29 protein-coding genes are annotated in these 24,326 nt (G+C 47.3%); 19 read left to right on the top strand and 10 right to left on the bottom strand.

All coding sequences use genetic code 11. The features are described from left to right. Positions 1 to 17 precede the first annotated feature (17 nt). Complete coding sequence (locus GKZ89_RS09220; RefSeq protein WP_155112114.1) at positions 18 to 1,850, bottom strand: solute:sodium symporter family transporter; 1,833 nt, start codon at positions 1,848 to 1,850, stop codon at positions 18 to 20. Positions 1,851 to 2,079: 229 nt separating this feature from the next. Next, positions 2,080 to 2,457 carry a hypothetical protein gene (locus GKZ89_RS09215; protein ID WP_155112113.1) on the bottom strand — a complete coding sequence of 126 codons (378 nt, stop codon included), beginning with the start codon at positions 2,455 to 2,457 and terminating at the stop codon, positions 2,080 to 2,082. Positions 2,458 to 2,668: 211 nt separating this feature from the next. Between GKZ89_RS09215 and GKZ89_RS09210 the strand changes: the two genes are divergently transcribed. Next, the gene (locus GKZ89_RS09210) at positions 2,669 to 3,499 is read left to right on the top strand and encodes a glycerophosphodiester phosphodiesterase (protein WP_155112112.1); all 831 of its coding nucleotides are present in this window, start codon (positions 2,669 to 2,671) and stop codon (positions 3,497 to 3,499) included. Positions 3,500 to 3,511: 12 nt separating this feature from the next. After that, a complete protein-coding gene (locus GKZ89_RS09205) occupies positions 3,512 to 3,883 on the top strand; it encodes a DnaJ family domain-containing protein (RefSeq protein WP_155112111.1) in 372 nt (123 codons plus the stop codon). A 16-nt stretch (positions 3,884 to 3,899) separates the two neighbouring features. Here GKZ89_RS09205 and GKZ89_RS09200 read toward each other — a convergent pair whose 3' ends face one another. Then, a complete protein-coding gene (locus tag GKZ89_RS09200; protein ID WP_162356640.1) occupies positions 3,900 to 4,376 on the bottom strand; it encodes a DinB family protein in 477 nt (158 codons plus the stop codon). A 111-nt stretch (positions 4,377 to 4,487) separates the two neighbouring features. On the opposite strand from GKZ89_RS09200, the gene GKZ89_RS09195 reads away from it, so the two are divergent. The 7 genes from GKZ89_RS09195 to GKZ89_RS09165 all read left to right on the top strand — a co-directional run bounded on the left by GKZ89_RS09195 (position 4,488) and on the right by GKZ89_RS09165 (position 11,027). Then, on the top strand, positions 4,488 to 4,832 hold the full coding sequence (locus GKZ89_RS09195; protein WP_155112109.1) for a hypothetical protein: 345 nt from the start codon (positions 4,488 to 4,490) through the stop codon (positions 4,830 to 4,832). A gap of 100 nt (positions 4,833 to 4,932) precedes the next feature. Beyond that, positions 4,933 to 5,574: a DUF429 domain-containing protein gene (locus GKZ89_RS09190; protein WP_155112108.1), complete on the top strand. Its 642-nt coding sequence runs from the start codon at positions 4,933 to 4,935 to the stop codon at positions 5,572 to 5,574. 144 nt (positions 5,575 to 5,718) lie between these two features. Next, positions 5,719 to 6,609, top strand: coding sequence for a cation diffusion facilitator family transporter (locus tag GKZ89_RS09185; RefSeq protein ID WP_155112107.1), 891 nt, complete (start codon positions 5,719 to 5,721; stop codon positions 6,607 to 6,609). Positions 6,610 to 6,754: 145 nt separating this feature from the next. Further along, a complete protein-coding gene (treP, locus tag GKZ89_RS09180) occupies positions 6,755 to 8,158 on the top strand; it encodes a PTS system trehalose-specific EIIBC component (RefSeq protein ID WP_155112106.1) in 1,404 nt (467 codons plus the stop codon). A 144-nt stretch (positions 8,159 to 8,302) separates the two neighbouring features. Beyond that, on the top strand, positions 8,303 to 9,979 hold the full coding sequence (gene treC, locus GKZ89_RS09175) for an alpha,alpha-phosphotrehalase (protein ID WP_155112105.1): 1,677 nt from the start codon (positions 8,303 to 8,305) through the stop codon (positions 9,977 to 9,979). A 21-nt stretch (positions 9,980 to 10,000) separates the two neighbouring features. After that, entirely contained in the window at positions 10,001 to 10,720 is a 720-nt protein-coding gene (treR, locus tag GKZ89_RS09170) for a trehalose operon repressor (protein ID WP_155112104.1), read from the top strand. Positions 10,721 to 10,778: 58 nt separating this feature from the next. Then, the gene (locus GKZ89_RS09165; RefSeq protein ID WP_155112103.1) at positions 10,779 to 11,027 is read left to right on the top strand and encodes a hypothetical protein; all 249 of its coding nucleotides are present in this window, start codon (positions 10,779 to 10,781) and stop codon (positions 11,025 to 11,027) included. 223 nt (positions 11,028 to 11,250) lie between these two features. On the opposite strand, the gene GKZ89_RS09160 is transcribed toward GKZ89_RS09165, so the two are convergent. Further along, positions 11,251 to 12,759 (bottom strand): FAD-dependent oxidoreductase, encoded by a 1,509-nt coding sequence (locus GKZ89_RS09160; protein WP_155112102.1) that lies wholly within the window; start codon positions 12,757 to 12,759, stop codon positions 11,251 to 11,253. 171 nt (positions 12,760 to 12,930) lie between these two features. On the opposite strand from GKZ89_RS09160, the gene GKZ89_RS09155 reads away from it, so the two are divergent. Both GKZ89_RS09155 and GKZ89_RS09150 read left to right on the top strand, forming a co-directional pair. Then, positions 12,931 to 13,869 carry an alpha/beta hydrolase gene (locus GKZ89_RS09155; protein ID WP_155112101.1) on the top strand — a complete coding sequence of 313 codons (939 nt, stop codon included), beginning with the start codon at positions 12,931 to 12,933 and terminating at the stop codon, positions 13,867 to 13,869. Between the two features lie 757 nt (positions 13,870 to 14,626). Next, on the top strand, positions 14,627 to 15,142 hold the full coding sequence (locus GKZ89_RS09150; protein WP_155112100.1) for a type 1 glutamine amidotransferase domain-containing protein: 516 nt from the start codon (positions 14,627 to 14,629) through the stop codon (positions 15,140 to 15,142). A gap of 95 nt (positions 15,143 to 15,237) precedes the next feature. On the opposite strand, the gene GKZ89_RS09145 is transcribed toward GKZ89_RS09150, so the two are convergent. Continuing rightward, the gene (locus GKZ89_RS09145; protein WP_155112099.1) at positions 15,238 to 15,423 is read right to left on the bottom strand and encodes a hypothetical protein; all 186 of its coding nucleotides are present in this window, start codon (positions 15,421 to 15,423) and stop codon (positions 15,238 to 15,240) included. 56 nt (positions 15,424 to 15,479) lie between these two features. Then, on the bottom strand, positions 15,480 to 15,701 hold the full coding sequence (locus tag GKZ89_RS09140; protein ID WP_155112098.1) for a DUF1128 domain-containing protein: 222 nt from the start codon (positions 15,699 to 15,701) through the stop codon (positions 15,480 to 15,482). 98 nt (positions 15,702 to 15,799) lie between these two features. On the opposite strand from GKZ89_RS09140, the gene GKZ89_RS09135 reads away from it, so the two are divergent. The 5 genes from GKZ89_RS09135 (at position 15,800) to GKZ89_RS09115 (ending at position 18,605) form a co-directional block, all read left to right on the top strand. Further along, on the top strand, positions 15,800 to 16,243 hold the full coding sequence (locus GKZ89_RS09135) for a GNAT family N-acetyltransferase (RefSeq protein ID WP_155112097.1): 444 nt from the start codon (positions 15,800 to 15,802) through the stop codon (positions 16,241 to 16,243). A gap of 61 nt (positions 16,244 to 16,304) precedes the next feature. Next, entirely contained in the window at positions 16,305 to 16,775 is a 471-nt protein-coding gene (locus GKZ89_RS09130) for a low molecular weight protein-tyrosine-phosphatase (protein WP_155112096.1), read from the top strand. 30 nt (positions 16,776 to 16,805) lie between these two features. Then, positions 16,806 to 17,135, top strand: coding sequence for a hypothetical protein (locus GKZ89_RS09125; protein ID WP_155112095.1), 330 nt, complete (start codon positions 16,806 to 16,808; stop codon positions 17,133 to 17,135). A gap of 16 nt (positions 17,136 to 17,151) precedes the next feature. Beyond that, positions 17,152 to 17,979, top strand: a complete 828-nt coding sequence (locus GKZ89_RS09120; RefSeq protein ID WP_162356637.1) for a YhjD/YihY/BrkB family envelope integrity protein — start codon at positions 17,152 to 17,154, stop codon at positions 17,977 to 17,979. A gap of 488 nt (positions 17,980 to 18,467) precedes the next feature. Beyond that, on the top strand, positions 18,468 to 18,605 hold the full coding sequence (locus tag GKZ89_RS09115) for a hypothetical protein (protein ID WP_155112094.1): 138 nt from the start codon (positions 18,468 to 18,470) through the stop codon (positions 18,603 to 18,605). Between the two features lie 123 nt (positions 18,606 to 18,728). Here the strand turns inward: GKZ89_RS09115 and GKZ89_RS09110 are convergent, their stop codons facing one another. Then, positions 18,729 to 18,875, bottom strand: a complete 147-nt coding sequence (locus GKZ89_RS09110; RefSeq protein WP_155112093.1) for a BH0509 family protein — start codon at positions 18,873 to 18,875, stop codon at positions 18,729 to 18,731. Positions 18,876 to 18,992: 117 nt separating this feature from the next. Then, the gene (locus tag GKZ89_RS09105) at positions 18,993 to 20,153 is read right to left on the bottom strand and encodes an MFS transporter (RefSeq protein ID WP_155112092.1); all 1,161 of its coding nucleotides are present in this window, start codon (positions 20,151 to 20,153) and stop codon (positions 18,993 to 18,995) included. Between the two features lie 117 nt (positions 20,154 to 20,270). Between GKZ89_RS09105 and GKZ89_RS09100 the strand changes: the two genes are divergently transcribed. Continuing rightward, on the top strand, positions 20,271 to 20,657 hold the full coding sequence (locus GKZ89_RS09100) for an OsmC family protein (protein ID WP_155112091.1): 387 nt from the start codon (positions 20,271 to 20,273) through the stop codon (positions 20,655 to 20,657). Continuing rightward, a complete protein-coding gene (locus GKZ89_RS09095; protein WP_155112090.1) occupies positions 20,654 to 20,920 on the top strand; it encodes a hypothetical protein in 267 nt (88 codons plus the stop codon). The genes GKZ89_RS09100 and GKZ89_RS09095 overlap by 4 nt, the downstream gene beginning before the upstream one ends. A 42-nt stretch (positions 20,921 to 20,962) precedes the next feature. On the opposite strand, the gene yfcC is transcribed toward GKZ89_RS09095, so the two are convergent. Both yfcC and GKZ89_RS09085 read right to left on the bottom strand, forming a co-directional pair. Then, complete coding sequence (yfcC, locus tag GKZ89_RS09090) at positions 20,963 to 22,468, bottom strand: putative basic amino acid antiporter YfcC (RefSeq protein ID WP_155112089.1); 1,506 nt, start codon at positions 22,466 to 22,468, stop codon at positions 20,963 to 20,965. Positions 22,469 to 22,634: 166 nt separating this feature from the next. Beyond that, on the bottom strand, positions 22,635 to 23,063 hold the full coding sequence (locus tag GKZ89_RS09085) for a pyridoxamine 5'-phosphate oxidase family protein (protein ID WP_155112088.1): 429 nt from the start codon (positions 23,061 to 23,063) through the stop codon (positions 22,635 to 22,637). 111 nt (positions 23,064 to 23,174) lie between these two features. Between GKZ89_RS09085 and cax the strand changes: the two genes are divergently transcribed. Further along, positions 23,175 to 24,230: a calcium/proton exchanger gene (gene cax, locus GKZ89_RS09080; protein WP_155112087.1), complete on the top strand. Its 1,056-nt coding sequence runs from the start codon at positions 23,175 to 23,177 to the stop codon at positions 24,228 to 24,230. Positions 24,231 to 24,326: the final 96 nt, after the last annotated feature.

Below are 24,326 nucleotides of genomic sequence, written 5' to 3'. Positions count from 1 at the left end.
CGATTGGTTCTTTCCTATTAAACTTCTTTATTCGTATATTTAACAAATGCAGGCTTGATGTTTGGTACAAGCTTGCCGCGTTTCTTAATGTCCTCTTTATTCAGCTGCTGTTTGGCTACGTAGTCGGCATAGCGGGTGTTCCAGAACTTTACTGACCAGAACATGAAGAACACCGCGATGGCTGCTACACCAATGATTGCCGGCCAGAAGTACGGTGAGACAATTGATTGTGCGTAGGCAAGCCCGATTGGAGAGAAGACGATGTACGTCATCGATACTAATGCAAGGAGCAGGATGGAAGATGACAGCGCATATTTCCATGGAATCATTTCTACTGCTGCCCTTGATTTAAATTCAAACGGAGTGGATCTTGGCTTAATGGTTCCGATAATCAGCATGATTGCAACTTCAACTGCGAATAAGATGGCATACACATAAATGAAATTGATATCCCATTTAAATCCGAATAGCTGATCGGTTCCCCAGATAATCATATAGTAGGCGATGACATGGAAAATGGTAATGACTTTACATGCGATAGCAGGGACATATTTAGTCAGCACGCCGACCAGAACGATTGCGATAATCGGGACGTTAAAGAATCCGGTAAACTTCCGGATCAAGTCCCAAAGTCCGTTTGGTGCATACATAAGCAGAGGAGCAATAAACAAGGTGATCAGGGCCAGCAGTGTACCGAACCATTGGCTGACCATGATCAGCTTTTTATCACTGACCTTCGGATTAAAGCGGGCTTTATACACATCAAGCGCAAACATTGTCGCTGCACTGTTCAGCAAGGAGTTGAAAGAGCTGAACACCGCTCCAAGCAATACGGCAAGGAAAATACCGGAGAGCCATGTTGGAAGGACTTCTGCAATCAAAGTAGGATAGGCAAGATCCACGGATTCGAGGGAATTGCCGTATTTGTGAAATACGATGACACCAGGAACCATCATAAACAAAGGAATTAAAAGCTTATAAAATCCGGAGATGATAACCCCTTTTTGGCCCTCTGCCAGATTTTGCGCTCCGAGCGTCCGCTGAATGACATATTGATTTGAAGCCCAGTAAAATAGGTTGGCTATGATCATTCCGGTAAAAATGGTCCCGAAAGGAACTGAATCTTCCGGTCCGCCAATGGCATTCAATTTATCAGAATGGTTCGTGGAAAGCTCCTTTACTCCGTCCAGGAAGTTTCCTCCGCCAAGCCAGATGAAGCCGAGAATCGGTACGAGCGTTCCAATAACCAGGAGTCCGACACCGTTTAGTGTATCAGAAATCGCAACAGCTTTTAATCCGCCGAAGATGGCATAAGCCGCTCCGATAATGCCGATTCCCCAGACAATTACCCAAATGGACTGCTCATAGCTGATGCCGAAAATTCCAGGCACGTCAAACAGTTTTAAGACTGCGATGGCACCGGAGTAAAGCATAGATGGACTTGTGACAAATACATATCCAAGCATAAATAGAATAACTGTATATAACCGGACGCCTTCATCAAAGCGTTTGCTTAAAAATTCCGGTAGAGTTGTAAAGTTGCCTCCCAAATATCTTGGCAGCAAATACAGACCCATAATGATAATCGGAATGGCTGCGGTAACTTCCCATGCCATATTAGAAAGATTCGTACGGTAAGCTTGTCCATTCAGACCGACAAGCTGTTCGGCAGAAAGGTTGGTCAGGAGCAGAGACCCGGCAATAAATGTTCCGTTAAGTCCTCTTCCTGCCAAGAAGTATCCAGCAGAATCGCTGACATCATTTTTAGATTTAACATAAGAGACCCAAGCAACAATCCCCATGAATAAAGCACAAGTTAACAGCGTGAACCACAAATTTCCCGCACTCATGTTGTTCTCTCCTTCTGATTTGAAAATTCCCGCTGCATAAGCGTACTGTTTAATTAGCCAATTTCGCGATGATTCAAACAGGAAAATGTATTGTAAAATTATTTTTTAATCAAAACATCCAATATGAATATAGGTTTAAAGTGATAGAACGCGCAAAATTCATTTTTTTAGTATGGATTCTTTCCGTTTGATCAAACGGCTGCCTTCCGGATAAAGCAAAAGAGAACCGTCAGCGGTTCTCCTTCACTACAATGACTTTAGTCAGCTTTTGTGTAATACAATCCTTTAACTGATCACCTGAGAGGATCCCGAGTGTGCGTGCCGCTTCAATTTTTTCTTTATCCGGCTTCCTGACCATCATGATGCAGTCTTCAAGCTGCAGCTCCTCCAGCCTGGAAAGCAGGGAATCCTCTGCATACATTTCCGTTTCACGGATCTGGCGCTGTACCGAATAATCCCCGATAAAGGCTTTCCCTTTTTGATTTTCCCCGAACTTCCCGTCGAAGTAGGCATGCAGTTCTTCCTTCAGTCCTCCAAGTTCGGATTCCAGTTCTTTGATTTTCATAGACAGCATTTTATAGCGTGCAACTTTCTCCTCCATGCTCATGAACCTGTCCCCCTTGAAGCAGCGTAGTAAATTCATATGGCAGGGCAATGGGGTTTATGTCTAACTGTAGTTCCTTTTTCACCGGAAAAATTGTAAATTTTCTGCGTCTCTACTCCTTTTTTTCTTCACACAAAAATTGAAAAATCATTAGGTTCCTATTAAGATAAATTAAAACACGGACGGTATGCTGGAAGAAAAATGATAGGGAGAGATGGAATTGCTTCATTTCCGCATCATGATTCTTTGCAGCATACTGCTGGCAGCCTGGATATCGCTGCCTGCCATGAAGGTATACGGAGAGCCGGTTACAGGAGGAGCGGATAATAAAATGCTGACGATCGCACACCGGGGTGCTTCAGGGTATGCACCGGAAAATACGAAGGCTTCTTTTGATCTGGCACTGGAAATGAAGGCAGACTATATTGAACTTGATGTACAGCGCTCGCGGGACGGGGAATTAGTGATTATCCACGATACGAGTGTGGACAGGACGACAAACGGGAGCGGAGAAGTGAGGGACCTCAACCTGGAGGAGCTCCGCAAGCTTGATGCCGGCAGCTGGTTTTCTCCTGATTTTAAAGGACAGGGGATCATGACGTTTGCCGAATTCTTAGAAAGATACAACGGAAAGGCCGGAATGCTGATTGAATTGAAAAGTCCTTCCCTATACCCTGGAATTGAGGAACAAGTAGCAGAAGAACTATCAAAATACCCGGCAGCCGATAAAGTGGTCCAGTCATTTGAGCAGGAATCGATGAAGAAAATGCATGCCATTATGCCGTTTCTTAAAATTGGAGTACTGGTAAAATACCGCCCGCTGGGAATCACAGCACGTCAGCTTCAGGAGCTCTCGGAGTTTGCGGATTACGTGAACCCCAACAAAAAACTTGCAAGCAGGGGGCTCGTCCAGAAGGTACATGCACTCGGGATGAAAATCACCCCTTATACAGTCAGGGACCGGTCATCAGCAGCTGCTTTGAAGGAGATGGAAGTGGACGGCATGGTGACCGACTTTCCGGACTATGTGAACGAATTGAAATGACGGGGGGATTTGATGGATTTTTCCATGATCGTGTCAGAGGATAAAATTAAAAAAGCGATTTCAGATGGGGAATTCAAGAATATTCATGGTTTGGGCAAGCCGCTGCAGCTTGAGGATTTGTCAGCGGTTCCCGAAAATCTCCGCATGGCCTACAAGGTAATGAAGAACGGCGGAATGCTGACAGAAACCGATCTTAAAAAGGAGCTGATGACCATTGACCAGCTCCTCAGCGAGACAAAGGATGAAAAAGAAGTGCGGGAGCTGACAGCGGAGAGGCTCCGTAAAGAGATGGAGCTCGAAAAGCTCACGAAAAACAGAGGGGCGTTTTCTTCTCCTGCATCCGGTTTTTATAAAGAAAAAGTAGAAAGAAAGCTATTGAAATAAGCAGCGGAGCCCCTGCTTATTTTTTTTTGGCAAGCATCTGCTTATAAAGCTTGATCGTGTTTAGATGCTGCCCTTCGTGAAACAAATGAAAGCTCAGAAACTGCTCCGGTGTTTCAAGTCTCATTCCCTGTGAGGTTGTATAGGGTGTGGCAGGCTCCTGAAGACGGTCCAACAGCTTCTCTTCTATTCTTCCCGGCTGTTCCTCCAGCAGTGTCTTAAGCAGATTGAGACTCGGAAGGGGTGCCGAAGAAGGATGGAGCGGGGACGTTCCATATTCAAAATGTTCCTTAAACCCATCCGGCATGATCTGGGGCAGCCCGATGTATTGAAAGGAGAAGCGCTCCAGTACGACATAAAGATGACCGAGATTCCACCTGATCGAGTTGCGGAAGCCGTCCGGAACGATGTCGGCAATGTCCGCGCTCACATCTTCCATCGAACGGATTACTTGTGCTCTGGCAAACTTCATCTGCTCAAATACGAAATGACCCATAAAATAAGCTCCCCTCATTAAATAAATCTTCTTTTTCTATTATACATGCCCTTTCCGTATGCGGTTCGAGAGAATAGACTATTCTATCTCAATCGAAAGGAGAGAGGTATAATGGCAGGAGTTAAAACGCTGATTAATACTACCTCTGCAACGCTGCAAATCACATTGTTCGGACGTGCAGGCTCAAATCCGGTAAATCAGGGGGCTGCAACCAATGTGACCCTTCTTCCAAACCAGACTCTGACAGTCCAATACGGAGATGATGCAAATCCGTTTTTGAACGGCATTTCTGTATTTGCGATTGCGGACAACGACCTTTACAGCAAGGTCCAGTTCGTATTGGCAACCGGCAGTGAATTGGACAATGTGCTGAATACAAACAACGTTCTTGTTTTCTCCAAGGTCCTCACCGACTATCTCGTGACTGGAGTAAACAGCCCATTCTTTCCATCATAATAAAAAGAAGCCTGAGAACCGCATTCAGGCTTCTTTTTTGTGGTACATAATAAGAATGGATGTTTCACGGGAAACATGTCGGAAAATGGGAGATGATGAAATGTATGTGCTGGGAGTGGATTTGTCCGGTCCTGCCAATCACCGGGATACGGCAGCGGCTTTGTTTAAGATGGAGGGTGAGGAGTTAAAGCTGATCACCCTTCAAAACGGATTAAGTGATGCGGACCTGCTTTCCCTTGCAATGAAAACAGAAGGGGCGGTGCTTGCAGCCGGACTGGATGCCCCGCTTTCCTACAACGACGGAGGAGGGGACAGGCCGTCTGACCGCTGGTTCCGGAAAGAAATGATCAAAAGCGGGCTTCATCCCGGCTCCATCATGACGCCGACTTTAACGAAAATGGTCTATTTAACGGTACGGGGAATAGCCTTGGCTTCGATGCTCGAGCGGACCGTTCCGGGAATTCAAATCGCTGAAGTCCATCCGGGTTCTGCTCTATTGAAGAGAGTGCCGGAAGAAGAGAAAGGTCATGTTCTTCTGTATAAAAAGGAGCCTGAATCAGGAAGCTACCTTATAGAATGGTTCCGGACCCAAAGGATCACGGGGATTCCGGACAGAGAGCTGAGCAGCCATGAAACAGATGCCATCGCAGCCGGCATGGCCGTGAGAGACTGGATCTTGGGCAGACCGAAAGTTCTTTTTCCAAAACAGCCTCCTCACCACCCTTATGATCTCATTTGCTGACTTTGCGGGCAGTCATGAAATTTTACCTGAGAAAACTTTTTTAAACAGCCCCCATATTCGTGTAACCTGCTAAAAAGGTTGCTATAGACCCACACGAATTTGATCTGGTAGGATAAATCAGGATTAAATTTGGAGGTAAAACGGTTGAATGCACCTAAAATTGCTTTTCTTTCAGTACTCAGTAATTCTTTTGTCGTCATATTAAAAATAGTTGTTGGAGTGCTGACCGGGTCTGTAGCGGTTTTATCCGAAGCAATCCATTCCTCACTGGATTTACTGGCCTCTCTCATTGCCTTTTTCTCGGTGAGGCTTTCTAACCGGCCCGCAGATAAAGAACATCCTTATGGCCATGGCAAGGTCGAGAATATTTCAGGCACCATTGAAACCCTGCTGATTTTTGTAGCCGGGTTCTGGATTATCTACGAATGTGTACACAAGCTGCTTCATCCCGAGCCGGTTCAGCTTCCGATTCTTGGAATCGGTGTGATGGTGCTCGGTGCCATTATTAATTTTATCGTCTCCCGTATTGTGGGGAATGTTGCGAAGAAAACCAATTCGGTAGCGATGAAATCGAATGCTCTGCATTTGCTTACGGATGTATACACTTCTCTCGGAGTTGCGGTGTCCTTATTGCTGGTCAGCATTACGGATTGGTATATCCTCGACCCGATTATAGGAATCATTCTTGCGGTCTATATCATGACAGAGGCCTTTAAACTGATGAAAGAATCTTTCCCGCCGCTGCTGGATGCCCGTTTATCAGCTGAGGATGAGAAGCAGATTGTCGAAATTGTAGAAGGCTACAGTGACCGCTTCATCGAATTTCACGATCTCCGCACCCGCCAGGCCGGCCCGGAAAACTATGTTGACTTTCATCTGGTCGTTCCTTCTGAAATGGACATTGCAACAGCACATGATCTCTGTGACCGGATCGAAGCAGACATCAATGACCATTTTGACAAAGTGGAAGTCTTAATTCATCTCGAACCTGAACATGAAAAAGTGAATGATAGGGAAAAGATAAGCAGGAGCTGACCTGCTTATTTTTTTATCACTTTTTTTCTTGAAAACGTGTACATACATGTATATAATGAGAGTATAACTTGTATATACATGTGTGTGAAGGTGACTCCTTCCTCATTTGCTGGAATAATTGAAAACGATTACGGGAGGGAAAGAAATGAGCAATCTCAATCAAGCTGCGAAGGATATTGTGGAGGCGATTGGCGGAAAAGAAAACATTTCTGCAGCGACCCACTGCGTCACAAGGCTCCGCTTTGCTTTGAACGATGAAAGCAAAGTAGACAAAGAAAGACTGGAAAACATTGACGTCGTAAAAGGCTCGTTTTCCACGAACGGCCAGTTTCAGGTTGTCATCGGCCAGGGAACTGTTAACAAGGTTTATAACGAAATGGTCAACGAAACGGGAATCGGCGAAGCTTCAAAGGATGACGTCAAGTCAGCGTCAGAGAAAAATCTGAACCCGCTGCAGCGATTTGTCAAAATGCTTTCTGATATTTTCATTCCGATCCTACCGGCGATCGTCACAGCGGGTCTGCTCCTTGGGATTAACAATCTCTTAACCGGCGAGCGCATTTTCTTTGAAGCTCCGCTCATTGAGGTGTATCCGCAGATTGCAGACATCGCCAACATTATCAATATTATCGCGAACACGGCCTTTACCTTTTTGCCGGCCTTGATCGGGTGGTCGGCGGTAAAACGGTTTGGCGGAAGCCCGCTTCTCGGAATCGTCCTCGGCCTGACACTTGTGCACCCGGAATTGCTGAGTGCCTATGCTTACGGAACGGCAGAACAGATCCCGACCTGGAACCTGTTTGGGCTTGAGATTGAAAAAATCGGCTACCAGGGCAGTGTGCTTCCAATCCTTGTCGCATCCTACCTGCTCGCCGTTATTGAAAAATTCCTGACAAAACGCATCCCAGACAGCATTCAAATGCTGATTGTACCTCCTGTCACATTGCTGATAACCGGTTTTGCATCCTTTATCGCGATCGCACCTCTTACATTTGCGCTCGGAAACCTTTTGACAGACGGAGTTATTGCTCTTTTTGCTAACTTTGCAGCATTAGGCGGCATCCTTTACGGAGGACTGTACGCAGTTCTCGTTATCACAGGAATGCATCACACCTTCCTGGCCGTGGATATTCAGCTTGCGAACGCAGGAGGAACCTTCCTGTGGCCGATGCTTGCCCTGTCGAATATCGCACAAGGCTCAGCAGCCCTTGCGATCATGGTGGCATCAAAGGATGAAAAGCAGAAAGGCCTTGCGGGAACATCTGCACTATCCGCATACCTTGGAGTCACAGAGCCGGCAATGTTCGGTGTTAACCTCCGCTACCGCTACCCTTTCATTGCGGCGATCATTGCTTCTGCCATCGGTGGTCTGATCATCAGCATCGCAGGAGTAAAAGCATTCTCGATCGGTGTCGGCGGACTGCCTGCCTTCCTGTCCATCTCCAAAGAATACTGGCTTATGTTCGCAATCGGCGTTCTGATCACATTGGTCGTACCGTTTGTCATCACATACTTCATGGCAAAAGCAAAAATGAAAAATGAAAAATAAACGGAAACGGGACAAGCAATTGTCCCTTTCCCCTTTTCACCTGACCTGAAGAAGAATTTATACAGCAGCAGTTTGCAGCAGCAGCTGCAGCCCGGATCAGGCAGCAGAGCCTGAAAAAAATAACTCAACGGTGGTGCATGCAAAATGAAACATCCATGGTGGAAAAAATCAACGGTTTATCAAATTTACCCGAAAAGCTTCAATGATACGACCGGCAACGGAACGGGCGATATCCAGGGCATCATTGAGAAATTGGACTATTTGAAAGAACTTGGGGTGGATGTCGTTTGGCTGACCCCGATCTATTCCTCACCGCAAAAAGACAACGGCTATGATATCAGCGACTATTACAACATCCATAACGAGTACGGAACGATGGAAGACTTTGACCGGCTTCTTGCGGAAGCCCATAAAAGAGACTTGAAAATCATCATGGACATTGTCGTAAATCATACCTCTACTGAGCATGAATGGTTCAAAAAAGCATCCGAGTCCAAGAATAATCCATACCGCGATTACTACATCTGGAGAGAATCGAAAGAAGACGGCTCGGCCCCGACAAACTGGGTGTCCAAGTTCGGCGGATCAGCATGGCAGCTCGATCCTCAAACCGGTGAAAACTATCTGCACCTATTCGATGTCACCCAGGCGGACCTCAATTGGGAAAACGAGAAACTGCGCCGCGATGTGTATGACATGATGAACTTCTGGTTTGAAAAAGGGGTCGACGGCTTCCGTCTGGATGTGATCAACCTCATCTCAAAAAATCAGGATTTCCCGGATGATCATGAAGGGGACGGTCGCAGATTTTATACAGACGGCCCCCGGGTGCACGAATACATGCAGGAAATGAACCGCGAAGTCTTTTCAAAATACGATGCGATGACCGTAGGGGAGATGTCCTCTACAACAATCGACCACTGCATCGGTTATTCAAACAGTGACGGAACAGAACTCAGCATGACCTTCAATTTTCACCATTTAAAAGTGGATTATCCGAATGGGGAAAAGTGGGCACTCGCTGATTTTGACTTCCTCAAGCTAAAAGACATTCTCTCAACCTGGCAGGTCCGCATGAATGAAGGGGGCGGCTGGAATGCCCTGTTCTGGTGCAACCATGACCAGCCAAGAGTCGTTTCCCGCTACGGCAACGACGGGGAGTACTGGAAGGAATCTGCTAAAATGCTTGCGACGGTCATCCACATGATGCAGGGAACCCCGTACATCTACCAGGGCGAAGAATTTGGCATGACCAACCCGAAATTCAACGACATAACCCAATACCGTGACGTTGAATCGCTGAACATGTACAAAATTATGCAGCAGGAAGGGAAAAGCGAGCAGGAGATCCTGGAGATTTTAAAAAGCAAGTCCAGAGACAACTCCCGTACTCCTGTTCAGTGGAACAGCTCCCGGCATGCAGGCTTCACAGACGGCACACCATGGATCCCGGTTGCAGGCAACTTTGATCAGGTGAATGCAGAAGCAGCAGTGAATGATCAGGCTTCCATTTACTATCACTACCGCGAACTGAACCGCATCCGCAAGGAAAAGGACATTGTGACAGATGGAGATTACAAGCTGATCTTGGAGGATCACCCGGATCTCTTTGCCTACATCCGCGATGCCAACGGGGAAAAACTGCTGTGTGTGAACAATTTTTACGGAAAAGAAACAGAATTTGAATTGCCCGCAGACATCCAGCTGGAAGGATACCATGCTGAAATTCTGATCAGCAATTACAGCGGCAGCAGCGAACGTCCCGAAAAAATAACATTGCGGCCATACGAATCCATCGTTTATCATCTAACCAAACAGTAAAAACAGAAAATGGTGAAGAGGATGGCAAAAAATAAATATCAGCTCGTGTATGATGAACTGCTGGAAACCATCCGCGGGGGAAAGCTTGAAGCAGGAGAAGTCCTGCCATCTGAAAACGTTCTTTCCGATCTATACGGCGCATCCCGCGAAACAATCCGAAAAGCACTGAATTTGCTGGCTCAAAACGGACACATACAAAAAATAAAGGGAAAGGGCTCCGTTGTACTCGATACACAGCGGATGAGCTTTCCTGTATCCGGTCTCGTAAGCTTCAAGGAACTGTCACAATCGTTCGAAGCGGCAGCCGTAACAAAGGTGCACCAATTCGCATTAGTCAAAGCGGATGATGCCATCGCGAGCCAATTGACGTGCGGGCCAAATACAGAAATCTGGAAGATCGTCCGCTCAAGGGAAATCAACGGAGAAAAAATCATTCTCGACAAAGACTACCTGGACAAACGCATCGTCCCGTACCTATCAAAAGAAATCTGTGAAAACAGCATCTACGAATACCTGGAAGGCGAGCTCGGCATCAAAATCGGCTACGCCGAAAAAGAAATCACCGTTGAGGAATGCACAAACGAAGACCGCGCGTATCTTGACCTCCGCGACTTCCAGCACGTCGTCGCCGTCAAAAGCTACGTCTACCTCGACGACACCACCCTATTCCAATACACCGAATCCCGCCACCGCCTCGACAAATTCCGTTTCGTCGACTTTGCCCGGCGCGGACAGGTGTAATGAAGAGAAAAAACCGGCCTGCTGGCCGGTTTTTTTGTGTTGGAGGGGGATTTTGGGGGTGGCGTTTAAGCGGCCGAACACCGGGCCGCCATTAGATGGAGGGGGGGAAGAAAGGGGGCTGCTGAGCGCTATCGACAAGATAGTGAACGTAATCGACAAGATAGTGAACGTAATCGGCAAGATACTGAGCGCTATCGACAAAATACTGAACGCAATCGACAAAGCAAGGATGTGTGGTGTGACTGAGGGCGGGCCTGGCATTTGGTTAGCCGGTAAACTGAGAAAGATGGCTCGTAAAAGTACGTAATCGGCCAATTCGACCTTATTAATGTTCAATTCGACAACCAACTGGTGCAATTCGACATTATACAGGGCCAATTCGACAAAACGCTGGGAAGAGCGGCGCAGCTAAGTTTAGTTTGGAACTTAGTTGGCTGGTAAATTGACGATTTGGCCTGTAACCAGAAAGTTGGCCCCAAAATCATGAATCGGCCCGCAGTCCACCGGCTCTAAGTTCCAGGCCGGTTTTTTTACAGATAACTCCGCCCCATCTTTTTCATAATGGACCGGTACACGTGATAGCCGCTGACGGAGACGCCCGCTGTGCCTGCGCCCGGGAAGATGCTGTCGCCGCAGAGCCAGAGATTTTTCACATCTGTCCGGTGAGACAGGCTGCGGAGGAGGGCGTGTTCCTTCGTCTGGGGAAGGCCGCCGACCATGCCGCCGCTTCGCTTTGTAAATCGCTCCCATGCCTTGGGCGCGCCGATTTCTTCGTGAACGATTCCTTCTTCAATCCGGGGAATGGCTTGCCGGACACCAGCCAGCATCTTCTCCCGCAGCTCTTGCTTGTACGAATCGTATTTTTCTTTCGTGTCCCACAAACGCAGGTCCGTATGTGTGCTGATGTTCAGCGTTCGGTATCCTTCCGGGGCCCGGAGCCGGTCTTCAGCGTGTGACAGCGATAGGAAGATGTGGGCACCTTCTGCCATGCTGCCGTGTCCGTCCGTCAGGACTTGCTGAAAAAGCGGTGCATGGCTGGGAAGAACCTCTTCTTTAATGGCTAAATACAGCGTCATCGTCCCCCACTGGGCAATCTGGCTTTTTTTCGAATAACGGCTGCCGATCTTCCTCTTTAAACGGTCATCAAGAAGCGCGAACATGTTCGGAAGCGGCAAGGTCGATACAAAATGGTTGGCGGTCCACTCCCTTCCTTTCTGATCCACTGCTTGAAACATTCCGCCGGCATCCTGAGAGACAGACTGAATCCATGTCCGCTTTTTAAGCTGGGCCCCAAATGCACCGGCAGCTTCAGCGAGCTTTTCAGCCAGCTGGTTGAGGCCGCCTTTTACATAAAAAGCCCCTTCATGATAAATCGTCAGAGCGTACGCCCCCATGATGGCGGAGCAGTCCTCAGTTCCGGTCTGCATCGAATCAATAAGCTGGGCATCCAGAAAATGAGTAAACGGGTGGTCTGCACTCAGACCATGCTTCCGGAGCAGGTCTCCCACTGTCTTCGTGAAACTGGGGAGCAGACTGAGTGTGCCGGGTTTAAGGCTTTTCATCAGATCAAAGGCATCACTGATGTTTGAAATCGGTAGCACAGGAAGCGAACCAAGCATTTTTTTTACTTCCTCACCGATTTTCCAGACGTCTGCATAAAACGCACGAATCTTTTCTGCATTTTCTGCAGCTTCCGGAAAAGCAGCAGCCGTACCTTCAAGATGTGCGGAACGATCTGTTTTAAATTCAAGGAAACCTTTTGGCAGGTGGACCCCCATTACGGTATCAAGCGGTTCAGCATAAGGAAAAGACAGGCCCAATTTGCTGAGAAGCAGTTCGTGAATCCCACCCTCTTCAAATCCCATTCCCAATGTGGCTCCGGCCGGGAACAGGTAAGGGCCCCGCCTGAATTTCCCGGCACAGCCTCCCCACTCGTTTGAAGCTTCAGCAACGGTTACGCTCAGCCCGCGTTCGGCAAGAAATACAGCAGCGGTAAGCCCGCCGATTCCCCCTCCTGCTATCAGTACATCACTATGCATCCATAATCCTCCGTTATAAAAGTGTTACTTGAATTTTAGACGGTTTAATCCTTGAAAACCATTCGGAACTCTCTGCAGGCAGTCAGGTGATAAGCATGTGGATGACCCGTTTTCACATATTAATCACTGGGTTAATAAGATATAAAAATTGTCTGTAAAGAGGGTGTCTGCATGGTGTGGAGCATAGCCGCAGCGGCTGTTTTAATCCTGTGCCTGGCCGCAGCAGCAATACCTTTTTATTTCAGCAGCCTGATTATTTTTCCAAGAAAGGTCGAGTATAAAAAAACGTTTGAGATGGGTGTGAAAAGCGGGGAGATCAACCCGGTCCATTTCGAAAACACTGCTAAGGAAGAACTCTTTATCGATTCCAGGCACGGCTATAAAATTCATGGCATCCTGTTTCCGGTCGAACACAGCCGGAAGGCCGTTATTATCGCGCACGGCATCACGTGGTCGCTGTTCGGAAGCTATAAATATGTTGAAATGTTTCATCGAAGAGGCTATCATGTTCTCCTTTGTGACCACCGCTATCACGGTCTGAGCGGCGGCAGCCACACATCTTTCGGCTTTTTTGAAAAAGATGACCTCAGCACCTGGGTCGACTGCTTATTTGAAAAGCTGGGAAGCGGGGCATTCATCGGACTGCTGGGAGAATCACTCGGAGCAGCCACTTCTCTTCAATATATAAAAGAAGACAGCCGGGTCGGGTTCTGTATCGCCGACTGTCCATTCAGCGATCTAACCGCTCTCATGCGCCTCCGCCTCGCGCAGGATTTTAAAATCAGATTCTCCCCGCTGATCCTTCTGACAAGTTTCGTGACAAAGCTGCGGTATGGCTGGGGGTTTACAGAAATCTCTCCAATACACGAAATGGAGAAGGTAGAGACACCAATCCTGTTCATCCATGGCAAAGAAGACCGGTTTATCCCGCTCCAAATGTCACTCGATTTATTCCGCAGAAAAATAAAAGGAATCAAACACCTGTACCTCGTGCCAAAAGCTGGTCATGCCCAGGCCTTCCTCACTGACCGGAAAATCTACGAAGAGCGTGTATTTGATTTTTTAACAGAAATTGAGCTGCGCACTATTCAGAGGGACCCTGCCCAGTAGCTGAGGCTGGTTCAGAAAATTTCGGTCTCAGTGGCCGTTATTTTTGATGAAATGGCGGGATTGAGCCCAGTTTCGGTCTCAGCGGCAACTATTTCCGTTAAAATGGCGGGTTAGAGCACCGTAACGGTCTCAGCGGCAGCTATTCGCTGTATTTATGCCTGAAATTGCCCCGCATCCGGTAAATAACGGCTCTGGAGACCGAAACCTTTGAAATACGCGAATATTAGCCCAAATAGCGTCTTCTGAGACCGGTTCGGAATGTTTCGGTCTCAGTGGCCGTTATTTCTCAGCCAAATTGGCGGGTTAGAGCACAGTTTCGGTCTCAGCGGCAGCTATTTCCGTTAAAATGGCGGGTTAGAGCACTGTAACGGTCTCAGTGGCAGCTATTTGCTGTATTTATGCCTTGAATTGCCCCGAATCCGCTGAATAACGTCTCTGGAGACCGAAACCTTTGAAATACGCGAATATTAGCCCAAATAGCGTCATCTGAGACCGGTTCGAAGAGTTTCGGTCTCAACGGCAGCTATTTCGCCAAAATGGCGGGCTTGAGCACCGAAACCGTTATCCCCACAAAAGTGCTGGCTGCACCTGAACTTATCCCACCGGCCGCTCGTTATATGTATGAATGACGCGAGTATAACGGACAGGCCTGCTTTACCGGTTTTACATATTCAGCCCATTAAAACAGACTGGCAGGTTTGCATAAACCGTAACCGGGTAAATTTTAAGTAGACTATTACTTTGGAGGTTTTATACGATGGGAAAAAAAATTGCTGTTTTAATGACAAACGATTTTGAAGATGTGGAGTACACAGATCCTGCGAAAGCCTTTAAAGAAGAAGGCCATGAACTGACTGTGATTGAGATGGAAAAAGGCAAGGAACTAAAGGGCAAACAGGGGGAAGCCACGGTAACGGCCGATGCATCAATTGATGAAGTCAGCCCGAGTGATTTTGACGCATTGCTGCTCCCGGGCGGATTCTCACCGGACCAGCTTCGTGCGGATGACCGCTTCGTGCAATTCTCCAAGTCCTTCATGGATGACAAAAAACCGGTATTTGCGATCTGCCATGGGCCTCAGCTGCTGATTACGGCAAAAGCACTTGAAGGCAGAACGGCTACAGGATTTAAATCGATCCGCGTGGATATGGAGTATGCTGGAGTCAGCTTCAAAGACGAGGAAGTAGTCGTATGCGGCGGCCAGCTCGTAACAAGCCGCCAGCCTGATGACATTCCGGCATTCAACCGTGAAGCACTGAAGCTTCTTCAATAAATGGAAGGAAGGCTGTGCCGGATGGCACAGCCTTATTTATTCAGAGAGCAGGAATCAACGTGTACGCGGCAATCAAATAAACGAAAAACGCCCGCTTATTCCACGGGCGTTTTTGGTGTTGCTGAAGAGGGATCTGAATCTTCCCCGGCTTCTTCCAGTTCATCGATTCGTCTGGCATCTTCGGTTTGGATGCCGGTTTTCAGGGCAAAAAAGATCAGGAAGATGGCGGCGATGAGGAACAGGAACAGAGCGGCGGTGAAGAGCCACCAGTTGGTGAGCATGGGCATTCCTCCTTTGCCTGATTATATTCAGGAGGAGGGCTGCCGATACCGGCTGGTTATTTCTTGAGCTGTCCCAATTCTTCGGTAATGGATTGCATTTCGCTTGGGCTGAAGTTGTCTTTTTTCATCACATAGTCGTAAAGCTCTTTCAGTTCGGTGTACATTTCGCTGTCAAAATGGTCGGGTTTGATGGCTCCGATGTTGATCATTCTGAGCTTCGTTGTAATCTGGTCGATCATATATTGTACATTTTCGGGTGATTTTTCAGTCAGGTTCAAAGGGCTCTTCCTTTCTGGCGGATGTTTTTCTTATTGTACCATAGAGAAGGAAAAGATAGGCGGGATGTCTAAATTTATAGGGAGAAGGAGCTGGGAGTATGAACGTTTACAGAGCTGGAACGGAGAATGCCGAAGCAGTTGGCATACTATTTAATGAGTACCGCATTTTTTACAGACAGACCCCTGATCCGGAGGGTGCGGAACGGTTTATCCGGGAACGGATTGAAAAAGAAGAGTCTGTGGTTTTCTGCGCAGAAACAGAAGACGGACAAATGGCCGGCTTTGTGCAGCTTTATCCTATCTTCACATCGGTCGGGATGAAGCGTGCCTGGCTTTTGAATGATTTGTTTGTGTCAGAACCGTTCCGGAAGCTGGGAGCGGGGCAGCAGCTGCTGGACCAGGCTGCTGATTGGTGCAAAGAGACAGAAGCGGCTTATATTACTCTTGAGACTGCCGCCGATAACAGAGGCGCACAGAGGCTGTATGAGAAAAACGGCTATAAGCGGAATGAAGATTTTTACGTTTACTCGCACAGTTTTTGATTCTTTTTAAAAGTTGAGGTAAAGTTTTGAGTAGCGAAATACGCTTTAAGGAGGCTGCTCATTGATACATGTGCTGTTTGTATGCCTCGGAAACATTTGCCGTTCTCCTATGGCGGAGGCTGTTTTCAGAGGAATGGTGAAGGATGAAGGACTTGAAGGAAAAATTTCGGCAGATTCTGCCGGGACGGGGGACTGGCACATTGGCAGGGTTCCTCATGAGGGCACAAGAGACATTTTGACCCGGAATAAGATCAGTTTCGAAGGGATGGCCGCGAGACAGGTGATCAAAGAGGATTTATCCAAGTTTGACTACATCATCTGCATGGATGCCGAAAATCTCGGAAATGTCAGACGGATGGCCGGTTACGATCAGACCGGGCATATCGGGAGACTGCTCGATTATGTTCCAGAGGCGGATTTCCTGGATGTTCCGGACCCTTACTATACTGGTAATTTTGATGAGGTATATGATCTTGTGGCAAAAGGCTGCAAGGGACTGCTTGAAGAAATCAGGCACAACGAACATTTCTAGACCAAATTTTAACGAAAAGGGGCATGCTAAATGAGTGAGAAGAATATCCTTTTGCGGAATGTATGTTTAGGGGCAGCGGCAGGTTTCATTATTTCAATGTTTCATAAGCCGACGAGGGAGTCTGTGATCCAGGAGGCGAAGGAGCTCGGCGGCATGGCAGAGTATTATTTCCGCAACCCATCTGTTCTGTCAGATGACTTGAAAACGAAGCTGAACGATGCGAAACATGTTGTGCAGCATGTTACGGATGATTTGCGGTTTGTGAACGAGAAGGTCAATGAACTGAAAGAGACGACTCCAGTTGTACTTGGAGCTATAAAAGATGCAAAGGAGCGTCTTTCTTCGATAAAACCGGATTAATGCAGGGGCTGAGAACGTGACACGCAAAAAACAACCCAACATCATCATTGAATGGCTTAAAAGATTTTCAAGGGATGAAGTAGCCGGCTTGTCGGCGGAGCTGGCTTATTTCTTTCTGCTGTCACTGTTCCCTTTCATGATCGCCCTGATTGCTCTGATCACTTTTATCCCGCTGTCCATTGAAGATTTGCTGAAATTTATCCGTCAGTACGCACCGGCTGACACCATTCTCATTATGGAAAATGCCTTGTATCAGCTCATGAATCAGGAGCAGGGACTGCTGTTTGCCTTCGGGATTCTGGCTGCCGTATGGTCTGCTTCAAATGGGATCGATTCCATAATGAGAGCATTCAATAAAGCGTTCGAGGTAACAGAAAGCCGCTCCTTTCTGAAATCAAGGCTTCTTGCGATCTTACTTGCGATCGTCATGATGGCAGTAATTATTATTGCGCTTCTTTTTCCAGTATTCGGTCAGGAAATTGGCATGTTCATTTTTGAATCCTTTGGGATTCCCGGACTGTTTTTTACAGTGTGGAACGTCATTCGCTGGGCGGCAAGTGCAGTTATTATTTTTATGATTTTCATCCTGCTTCATAAGTGGGCGCCCAATAAACGGATGAAATGGCGGGACGCGTTTCCCGGAGCCCTGTTCGCTGCGGTTGGCTGGATCGCGGTTTCCTACCTTTTTTCTTACTATGTCAGCAATTTTGGCAATTACAGTGCAACTTACGGGAGCATTGGCGGCATCATCGTCTTGATGATCTGGTTTTACATGACCGGCATGATCATCATTATGAGCGGAGAGCTCAATGCGCTGCTGGTAAAAAGAAAAGGGGATAAGTAGACAGCTGCCGGCCATCCTAAAAAAGAAGCAGATGCTTCAGGCGAGGGAGGGAATGAGCATGGCAAAGCATACGAAAAAAGGCGGAAGCCACAACAAGCAAAATTCCAAACAAAAGCCGTCCCATAAAACAAGCGGCAGTGCAAACGGCCAAAACGGATACCACTAATACAGACAAAGCTGATCCCTTGCGGATCAGCTTTTTTAGACGGTTTACATGAGAGAACGTTTGTTCTATAATGAGATTGAGCACATTAATTGAGAAAAAGACGTCTAAAATGCACTGAACCGGGTATACGTAGAGTAGATGAAGGCAGCTGAAATGTCATAAAAAGTTCAGACGAAAGCATCTGGACAAAAATGGGATAAATGAGTAAGGTTAAAATTAGACAGCCGCAGCTTTGAGCAGCGGAACGGCATTCCATGCAGTTTCAGCTAAGTCTTCCGCATAGGTCACGGAAATCTACAGTGAATGGAGAGGCGATCAATTTATGAAGACAGGGAACAGGTTAAAAAGGCTGGAAGCGTTTGTCGAGAAGTATAAGAAATTAGGCATGAGAATTGAAATTACAAAATCACGCACAGAATGGTCAGATGAAACAAAAAACCTGGTCGCTTTGAAACCATAAAAAATCACCCTCCATTGATCGGGTGATTTTTTTTATGCTGTGAAATTGTTAGAACTAAAAGAACGGATCTGGAGTCCGCTTAAAACTGTAAGCGGCCACAAATCCGTTCTTTTTTTGAACGATTTACTCTCCAAGCGCCATGCTGCGGCTATAGACGCTCGTGTAAATGTGCTCAATTTCATCATCGGTCATGTACATAAACATTTCTCTGTCCAATTCTTTCATTGCTGCAATGTATTCCACCATGTTTTTCCGTTCCTGTCTGCTCATTTTCAACACTCTCCTTTTTTGTTATGATACAGATTTTATTTGTTAGTTGTATTATATAACAGAGTGAAAGAAAGGTTCAACAATTTTCTGAAAGTTTTTCTCAAAAAAAACAGCCGCCTATTGTTTGCAGGCGGCTGTCTTTTCCTGTCCTCTTCCGTAAGAAATAAAAAGAAGAAGGACAGCGAGAAGCAGAAAAGAGATGATATGAAAAAAGCTGCTTCCGGGTATATACTGCATGTAGAGTCCGCCGATGACAGGACCGCTTATGCTGCCGATGCTGAAGCAGATGCCGCAGAGCAGGTTTCCCGCGGGAAGCAAATGCTTTGGCAGCAGATCGGCCATATAGGTAAGGCCGAGGGAAAAAGTAGAGCCGAGGGCCATCCCTGCTGCGAAAAAGAAGATGAGCAGCATGGGAAAGGATGGTGTAAAGCTCGCAGCAAAAAAGAAGACAAGGCCTGCGAGCAGTACAGCCGGGATAATCCGGCTGCGCCCGAATTTATCGCTCATAACGCCAAGCGGAAGCTGAAACAGGATTCCGCCGACGGCAAAGGCAGGAAGCAGCAAGGCGATATGTTCGGCTGTAAGTCCCTGTCTCAATGCATAGACCGGATAGTTCCCGTTAAGGGAGGATTCAAGAAATCCATAGATGAACGGAGGCAGGAACGCGATCCACGACAGCTTCCAGGCCTCCTTAAAACGGCCGGTGCTTCCCGCTGCACCTGTTACGGTCTGCTCCGGAAATTCGTTTCGCAGCAAGAAGGCAAAGCCCCAGATTACCAGGCTGATGGACCCGCTGATGATAAACGGCAGATTCGGATCGGTTTCTGCAAGACCCGTCAGCAAAGGACCCGCCGCAAATCCAAGGCCGAAGCAAAGACCGTACAGCGAAATGTTTCTTCCTCTCGTTTCATTGGAAGAAAGGGAGGTAATCCAAGTTTGTGTGGAAAAATGGAGCATATGGTCTCCGATTCCAACAAGGAGCCTCAGAACAAACCAGATCCAGAACGATTGAAGGACCGGAAAAGCAAAAAGACTGGCAAGCACAAGAAAACCGCCGATGAGGATAAGTTTTTTATACCCAAGCTTTTGAAGCGGCTTTTCCATAAAAGGGGAGGCGAGCAATACTCCGATGTACAAGCCGGTCGCGTGAAGTCCGTTCAGTGAGGACGGGTAGCCCTGCTGCTCAAACAGGATGGCGATAACCGGGAGGAGCATGCCTTGGGAAAACCCTGAAACGGCAACAATACTGATAAGAATCGCAAAACGCACTTTGTTCATATAAAACCCCGCTGTAAATGTAGTCACTTTTTTTAGCGTATCACCGCAGCCTTTTTCGGGCAACACATTTTCGCTGGAATGAAAAAAGGGTAACAGGAGAGAAGAGGAGGGACGAAGATGAATTTTAAAATGACAGAAAACGGGTTTGAAACAGGCTTGGAATTCGGAACATTGACTGTATCAGGAGACGAACAGTACGGGTTCAGGCCGTACCAGCTGATGGTATCCTCCATTGCCGTATGCAGCGGAGGGGTCCTGCGGAAAATTCTTGAGAAAAAGCGGATGGACATTGAGAATATAGAGATTGAAGCTGATGCAGTCCGCAATGAAGAGGAAGCAAACAAAATCGAAAGTATTCACGTCCATTTCAAAATCAAGGGGAAAGGCTTAAAGCAGGATGCCATATCAAAAGCGATGGAGCTGACCCGGAAAAATTGCTCAATGGTCCGCTCGGTTGAAGGAAGCATCGAAATATCTGAAACGTTTGAGCTGATCGGCACATGAAAACAAAACGGACGGCACAGCTCAACAAACAGGGGGTTCTTTCAGTTGTTTGCTTCTTAATGTCACTGCTTGGCTTCATCCTTTCGATTTTCTGGTTTACAGATGAGTTTTTTGTCATCCCAATGCTTTCGGCGGCGGTCCTCATCATAGCAGTCATCGGTGTGATATCCGGTGTTATGAGCAACAGCAATTACTTGAAAAAAACAGGCCTTTTCGGGAATATCGCCGTAATTGCTGCATTTACGATTCATGCATTTATTTAATCTAAAAAACAGGGGAACGCTCACAACGCGTACCCCTGTTTTTTACTGCAAATTCATAAAAGAAGCGGCGAGCACGAAAGTACTGGCAAGCAGGAAAAGCATCACTTGAAACTTCCATATGTGCTTCACCCAGACGGTCCAGCTGACCCTTGCTGCTCCAAGAGTTCCCATTAAGGCCGCAGAGGTAGGAACGATGATGTTGGTCAATCCATCACCAAGCTGGAAGGCAATGACTGCCACCTGGCGGGTAACCCCGGCAAGGTCCGCAAGCGGAGCCATGAGTGGCATCGTTAGGGCAGCCTGACCCGATCCGGAAACAATAAAAAAGTTAAAAATCGACTGAAACAAAAGCATGAACCAGGCGGACAACGCTGCAGGAAACTGATCGGCAAGCCCGCCCGCATTATTAAGGATGGTGTTAAGTACAGAGGGAGAGTCAGGCGAATCTCCACCAAGTACGAGTACAATCCCTTTCGCCATACCGACAACAAGGGCTGCGGGAAGCAAATCCTTCGCACCTTCTGTAAATCCTTCTGCGATATCATTAATCTTCATGTTATTCAGCTTGAACAGAACGCCAATGATCCCTGCTGCAAGGCCGATCACAAAAAACTGTGTTGCAATTTCAGGGATGAAATAGGCGTGGGCCACCACTCCCCATATGATCCAGGCCAATCCTGCAAACAGAGCCGCGACAACAAGCATATGTCCTGCCGTAAAATTCGCCTCGAGACTCGTTTTGCCGTTCTGGCTGCGGAAATGCTCATCAGACTGATAGGCGAGAGAGGCAGTCGGACTCTTTTTTACCTTAGAGGCATAGCGGTATGTATACCAAAGACCGAATAACGTAAACACCACCCACATCACAATCCGGAAAGGGGCGGCAGAAAGAACCGGCACTCCTGAGATTCCCTGGGCGATGGCAACACCGAAAGGGTTCATCCAGGAAGCTGCAAAGCCAATCTGAGTAGCGGTATAAGTAATCATGATAGCGGTGATGCTGTCATAGCCGAGCCGGATCATGATCGGAACGAGAATTAGCGCAAAGGCAATCGCTTCTTCGCCCATCCCGAAAACCGCTCCCCCGAGAGAGAAAACCCCGAACATGACAGGGATGATGAGCACTTCGCTTCCCTTCGTCTTGTCAATCACCTTCATGATGCCCTGATCAATGGCCTTCGTCCGCATAATAATTCCGAACGCACCACCGATGATGAGAATGAACGCTACAACTCCGACAGCTGATCCCCATTTATCCCCGGACACCATTCCTTCAAACACATAATTTAGAATGCCGGTCTCTCCGCCTGACTGAAAGAGAGGGATCCCCTCTCTGACAGGATTTCCATCCTCGCCAGTCTCGTATTGGAAAGTAGCCGGATCAAGAACGGTTTTCTTTTCCTCCTCGCCCTGGCTGTTCGTAAACGACACTTCCGCCGTATCAAACTTGCCCATTGGAATTAGGTAGGTGAGCAGGGAGGCAAGGAGCACCACTCCAAAAATGATAATTAGCGTATCTGGCATTTGAATCGGTTTCTTTTTATTCATGTGGTTCTCCTTTCTGAGTTTTCTAACTATTCCAGCTTACCATAACCGGGCATGGATGTCGGGGGAGAAGGGGGTGTTTAAGACCTCGTATATCAGTGAAAGAAAACAATAAAAACCCCCGGAGCTTCAGAGCATCTCGGGGGTTTTTGCAGTATTTAGCCGGGTTTTATCCCTGCATATCCAGTATTTCCGGTTCTTCGCCAGCTTTTGAAAAAAAGCTGATCTTGGTTGGCTGGAGTTTGAGAAGCATATAATCCGGATCATCTGGGCTTTGAATCCAGTCCTTCAGGTTCCCGTTCCAGAACTTTTCCTTCAGTTCTTTTGATTCTTCAACGGATGCCGTTGCTTCGACCTCAGCATATTGATCCCGGAAGGCTTTCCCTTCGTAGCCGAGAAGCAGGTGGACATGGGGGTTTTCTTCAATGTCCTCGGCCTTGTGGGCTTTTTTGCTCGTAGCTGTATAAAGGGTTAAGCCTTCATGGAAAAATAGCATGAAACGGGAGTACGGCCTGCTGCCCCGGACGGTGGCCATCGAGCCGATCTGATGGTGGTCGAGCAGGCTGAGAATTTTTTCTTTCAGCTGTTGTTTAGACATTTTTTCATTCCTCCTTGCTTTCATGGTTATCATGCGGCAAAAGCGGGGAAACATACATGAGGTATCAAAGGAAAAGATACATATAAAATAAAACAAAAGGAAGGTGAAGGTATGGTAAATCGTATATTTCTTATTGCAGTTGCAGCAGGACTGCCTCTTTCAATAGCCGGCAGCATTTTACAATGGCCTTCATTGATCATGTTTGGTATTTACTGTCTGACGATCGTTGCATTGGCGGGTTATATGGGGAGGGCAACCGAAAGTCTGGCGATTGTGGCAGGACCGAGAATCGGGGGTCTGCTGAATGCGACCTTTGGAAACGCCGTTGAGCTGATCATCTCCATTTTCGCCTTGCAGGCGGGATTGACAGGGGTCGTTCTCGCTTCCCTGACAGGCTCCGTCATCGGAAACCTACTTCTTGTTGGAGGGCTGTCCTTTTTAGTCGGAGGACTAAAGCATAAGAGGCAAGAATTCAGCGTCTATGATGCAAGGCACAACTCAGGCCTTCTCATTTTTTCTGTCATCGTCGCGTTTGTGATTCCGGAAGTATTTGCAATGGATATGGATGAAGCGAAGACAATTTCATTCAGTGTTGGAATATCGGTTATCCTCATTGTGCTCTACCTGTTTGCTCTGTTTTTCCGTCTTGTCACACACCGCGGTGTCTACAAGCACAAAACAGATGAAGCGGGTGAACATGAGGAACCCGAATGGGGAGCGAAAAAGGCGATCGTTGTTCTGCTGCTCGCAACAGCTGCGGTGGCCTATGTTTCTGAAAACCTCGTTCACACCTTTGAAACCGTTGGAGAACAGCTGGGCTGGAGCGAGCTGTTTATCGGTGTAATCATTGTAGCCGTTGTCGGAAACGCTGCAGAGCATGCATCAGCCATCGTTATGGCATTCAAGAATAAAATGAACATCGCAGTAGAAATCGCAGTCGGATCGACCCTGCAGATTGCCATGTTTGTTGCGCCGCTGCTCGTCCTGCTCTCACTCCTGTTCGAACAATCAATGCCACTCGTCTTCACGATGCCGGAGCTAATCTCGATGGTCACCGCTGTTTTCCTGACCATCATCCTGACAAATGACGGCGATACGAACTGGTTTGAAGGAGCCACCCTGTTGGCTGCGTACTTGATTATGGGGATCGGATTTTATCTTTTGTAATAAGGAAAAGACCAAATCACCTTTGACTTGGTCCTTCCTAATTAAAAAAGACCAATCCCACCACAGGATCAGCCAAGTTATTACGTAGGACGAAAC

Source organism: Metabacillus mangrovi (genome assembly GCF_009711125.1).
GTDB lineage: Bacteria > Bacillota > Bacilli > Bacillales > Bacillaceae > Metabacillus_B > Metabacillus_B mangrovi.
The sequence above is the reverse complement of the archived record's forward strand: the minus strand, read 5'-3'. Positions and strand labels throughout refer to the sequence as shown.

Coding starts and splice junctions, on each gene's coding strand:
- yfcC (WP_155112089.1), bottom strand. CDS start 22,468: ATGAATAAAAAGAAACCGATTCAAATGCCAGATACGCTAATTATCATT.
- GKZ89_RS09205 (WP_155112111.1), top strand. CDS start 3,512: ATGGATTTTTCCATGATCGTGTCAGAGGATAAAATTAAAAAAGCGATT.
- GKZ89_RS09100 (WP_155112091.1), top strand. CDS start 20,271: ATGAATTTTAAAATGACAGAAAACGGGTTTGAAACAGGCTTGGAATTC.
- GKZ89_RS09110 (WP_155112093.1), bottom strand. CDS start 18,875: ATGAGCAGACAGGAACGGAAAAACATGGTGGAATACATTGCAGCAATG.
- GKZ89_RS09190 (WP_155112108.1), top strand. CDS start 4,933: ATGTATGTGCTGGGAGTGGATTTGTCCGGTCCTGCCAATCACCGGGAT.
- GKZ89_RS09125 (WP_155112095.1), top strand. CDS start 16,806: ATGAGTGAGAAGAATATCCTTTTGCGGAATGTATGTTTAGGGGCAGCG.
- GKZ89_RS09150 (WP_155112100.1), top strand. CDS start 14,627: ATGGGAAAAAAAATTGCTGTTTTAATGACAAACGATTTTGAAGATGTG.
- GKZ89_RS09200 (WP_162356640.1), bottom strand. CDS start 4,376: ATGGGTCATTTCGTATTTGAGCAGATGAAGTTTGCCAGAGCACAAGTA.
- GKZ89_RS09115 (WP_155112094.1), top strand. CDS start 18,468: ATGAAGACAGGGAACAGGTTAAAAAGGCTGGAAGCGTTTGTCGAGAAG.
- cax (WP_155112087.1), top strand. CDS start 23,175: ATGGTAAATCGTATATTTCTTATTGCAGTTGCAGCAGGACTGCCTCTT.
- GKZ89_RS09085 (WP_155112088.1), bottom strand. CDS start 23,063: ATGTCTAAACAACAGCTGAAAGAAAAAATTCTCAGCCTGCTCGACCAC.
- GKZ89_RS09160 (WP_155112102.1), bottom strand. CDS start 12,759: ATGCATAGTGATGTACTGATAGCAGGAGGGGGAATCGGCGGGCTTACC.
- GKZ89_RS09220 (WP_155112114.1), bottom strand. CDS start 1,850: ATGAGTGCGGGAAATTTGTGGTTCACGCTGTTAACTTGTGCTTTATTC.
- GKZ89_RS09155 (WP_155112101.1), top strand. CDS start 12,931: ATGGTGTGGAGCATAGCCGCAGCGGCTGTTTTAATCCTGTGCCTGGCC.
- GKZ89_RS09095 (WP_155112090.1), top strand. CDS start 20,654: ATGAAAACAAAACGGACGGCACAGCTCAACAAACAGGGGGTTCTTTCA.
- GKZ89_RS09105 (WP_155112092.1), bottom strand. CDS start 20,153: ATGAACAAAGTGCGTTTTGCGATTCTTATCAGTATTGTTGCCGTTTCA.
- GKZ89_RS09135 (WP_155112097.1), top strand. CDS start 15,800: ATGAACGTTTACAGAGCTGGAACGGAGAATGCCGAAGCAGTTGGCATA.
- treR (WP_155112104.1), top strand. CDS start 10,001: ATGGCAAAAAATAAATATCAGCTCGTGTATGATGAACTGCTGGAAACC.
- GKZ89_RS09215 (WP_155112113.1), bottom strand. CDS start 2,457: ATGAGCATGGAGGAGAAAGTTGCACGCTATAAAATGCTGTCTATGAAA.
- treP (WP_155112106.1), top strand. CDS start 6,755: ATGAGCAATCTCAATCAAGCTGCGAAGGATATTGTGGAGGCGATTGGC.
- GKZ89_RS09195 (WP_155112109.1), top strand. CDS start 4,488: ATGGCAGGAGTTAAAACGCTGATTAATACTACCTCTGCAACGCTGCAA.
- treC (WP_155112105.1), top strand. CDS start 8,303: ATGAAACATCCATGGTGGAAAAAATCAACGGTTTATCAAATTTACCCG.
- GKZ89_RS09210 (WP_155112112.1), top strand. CDS start 2,669: ATGGAATTGCTTCATTTCCGCATCATGATTCTTTGCAGCATACTGCTG.
- GKZ89_RS09145 (WP_155112099.1), bottom strand. CDS start 15,423: ATGCTCACCAACTGGTGGCTCTTCACCGCCGCTCTGTTCCTGTTCCTC.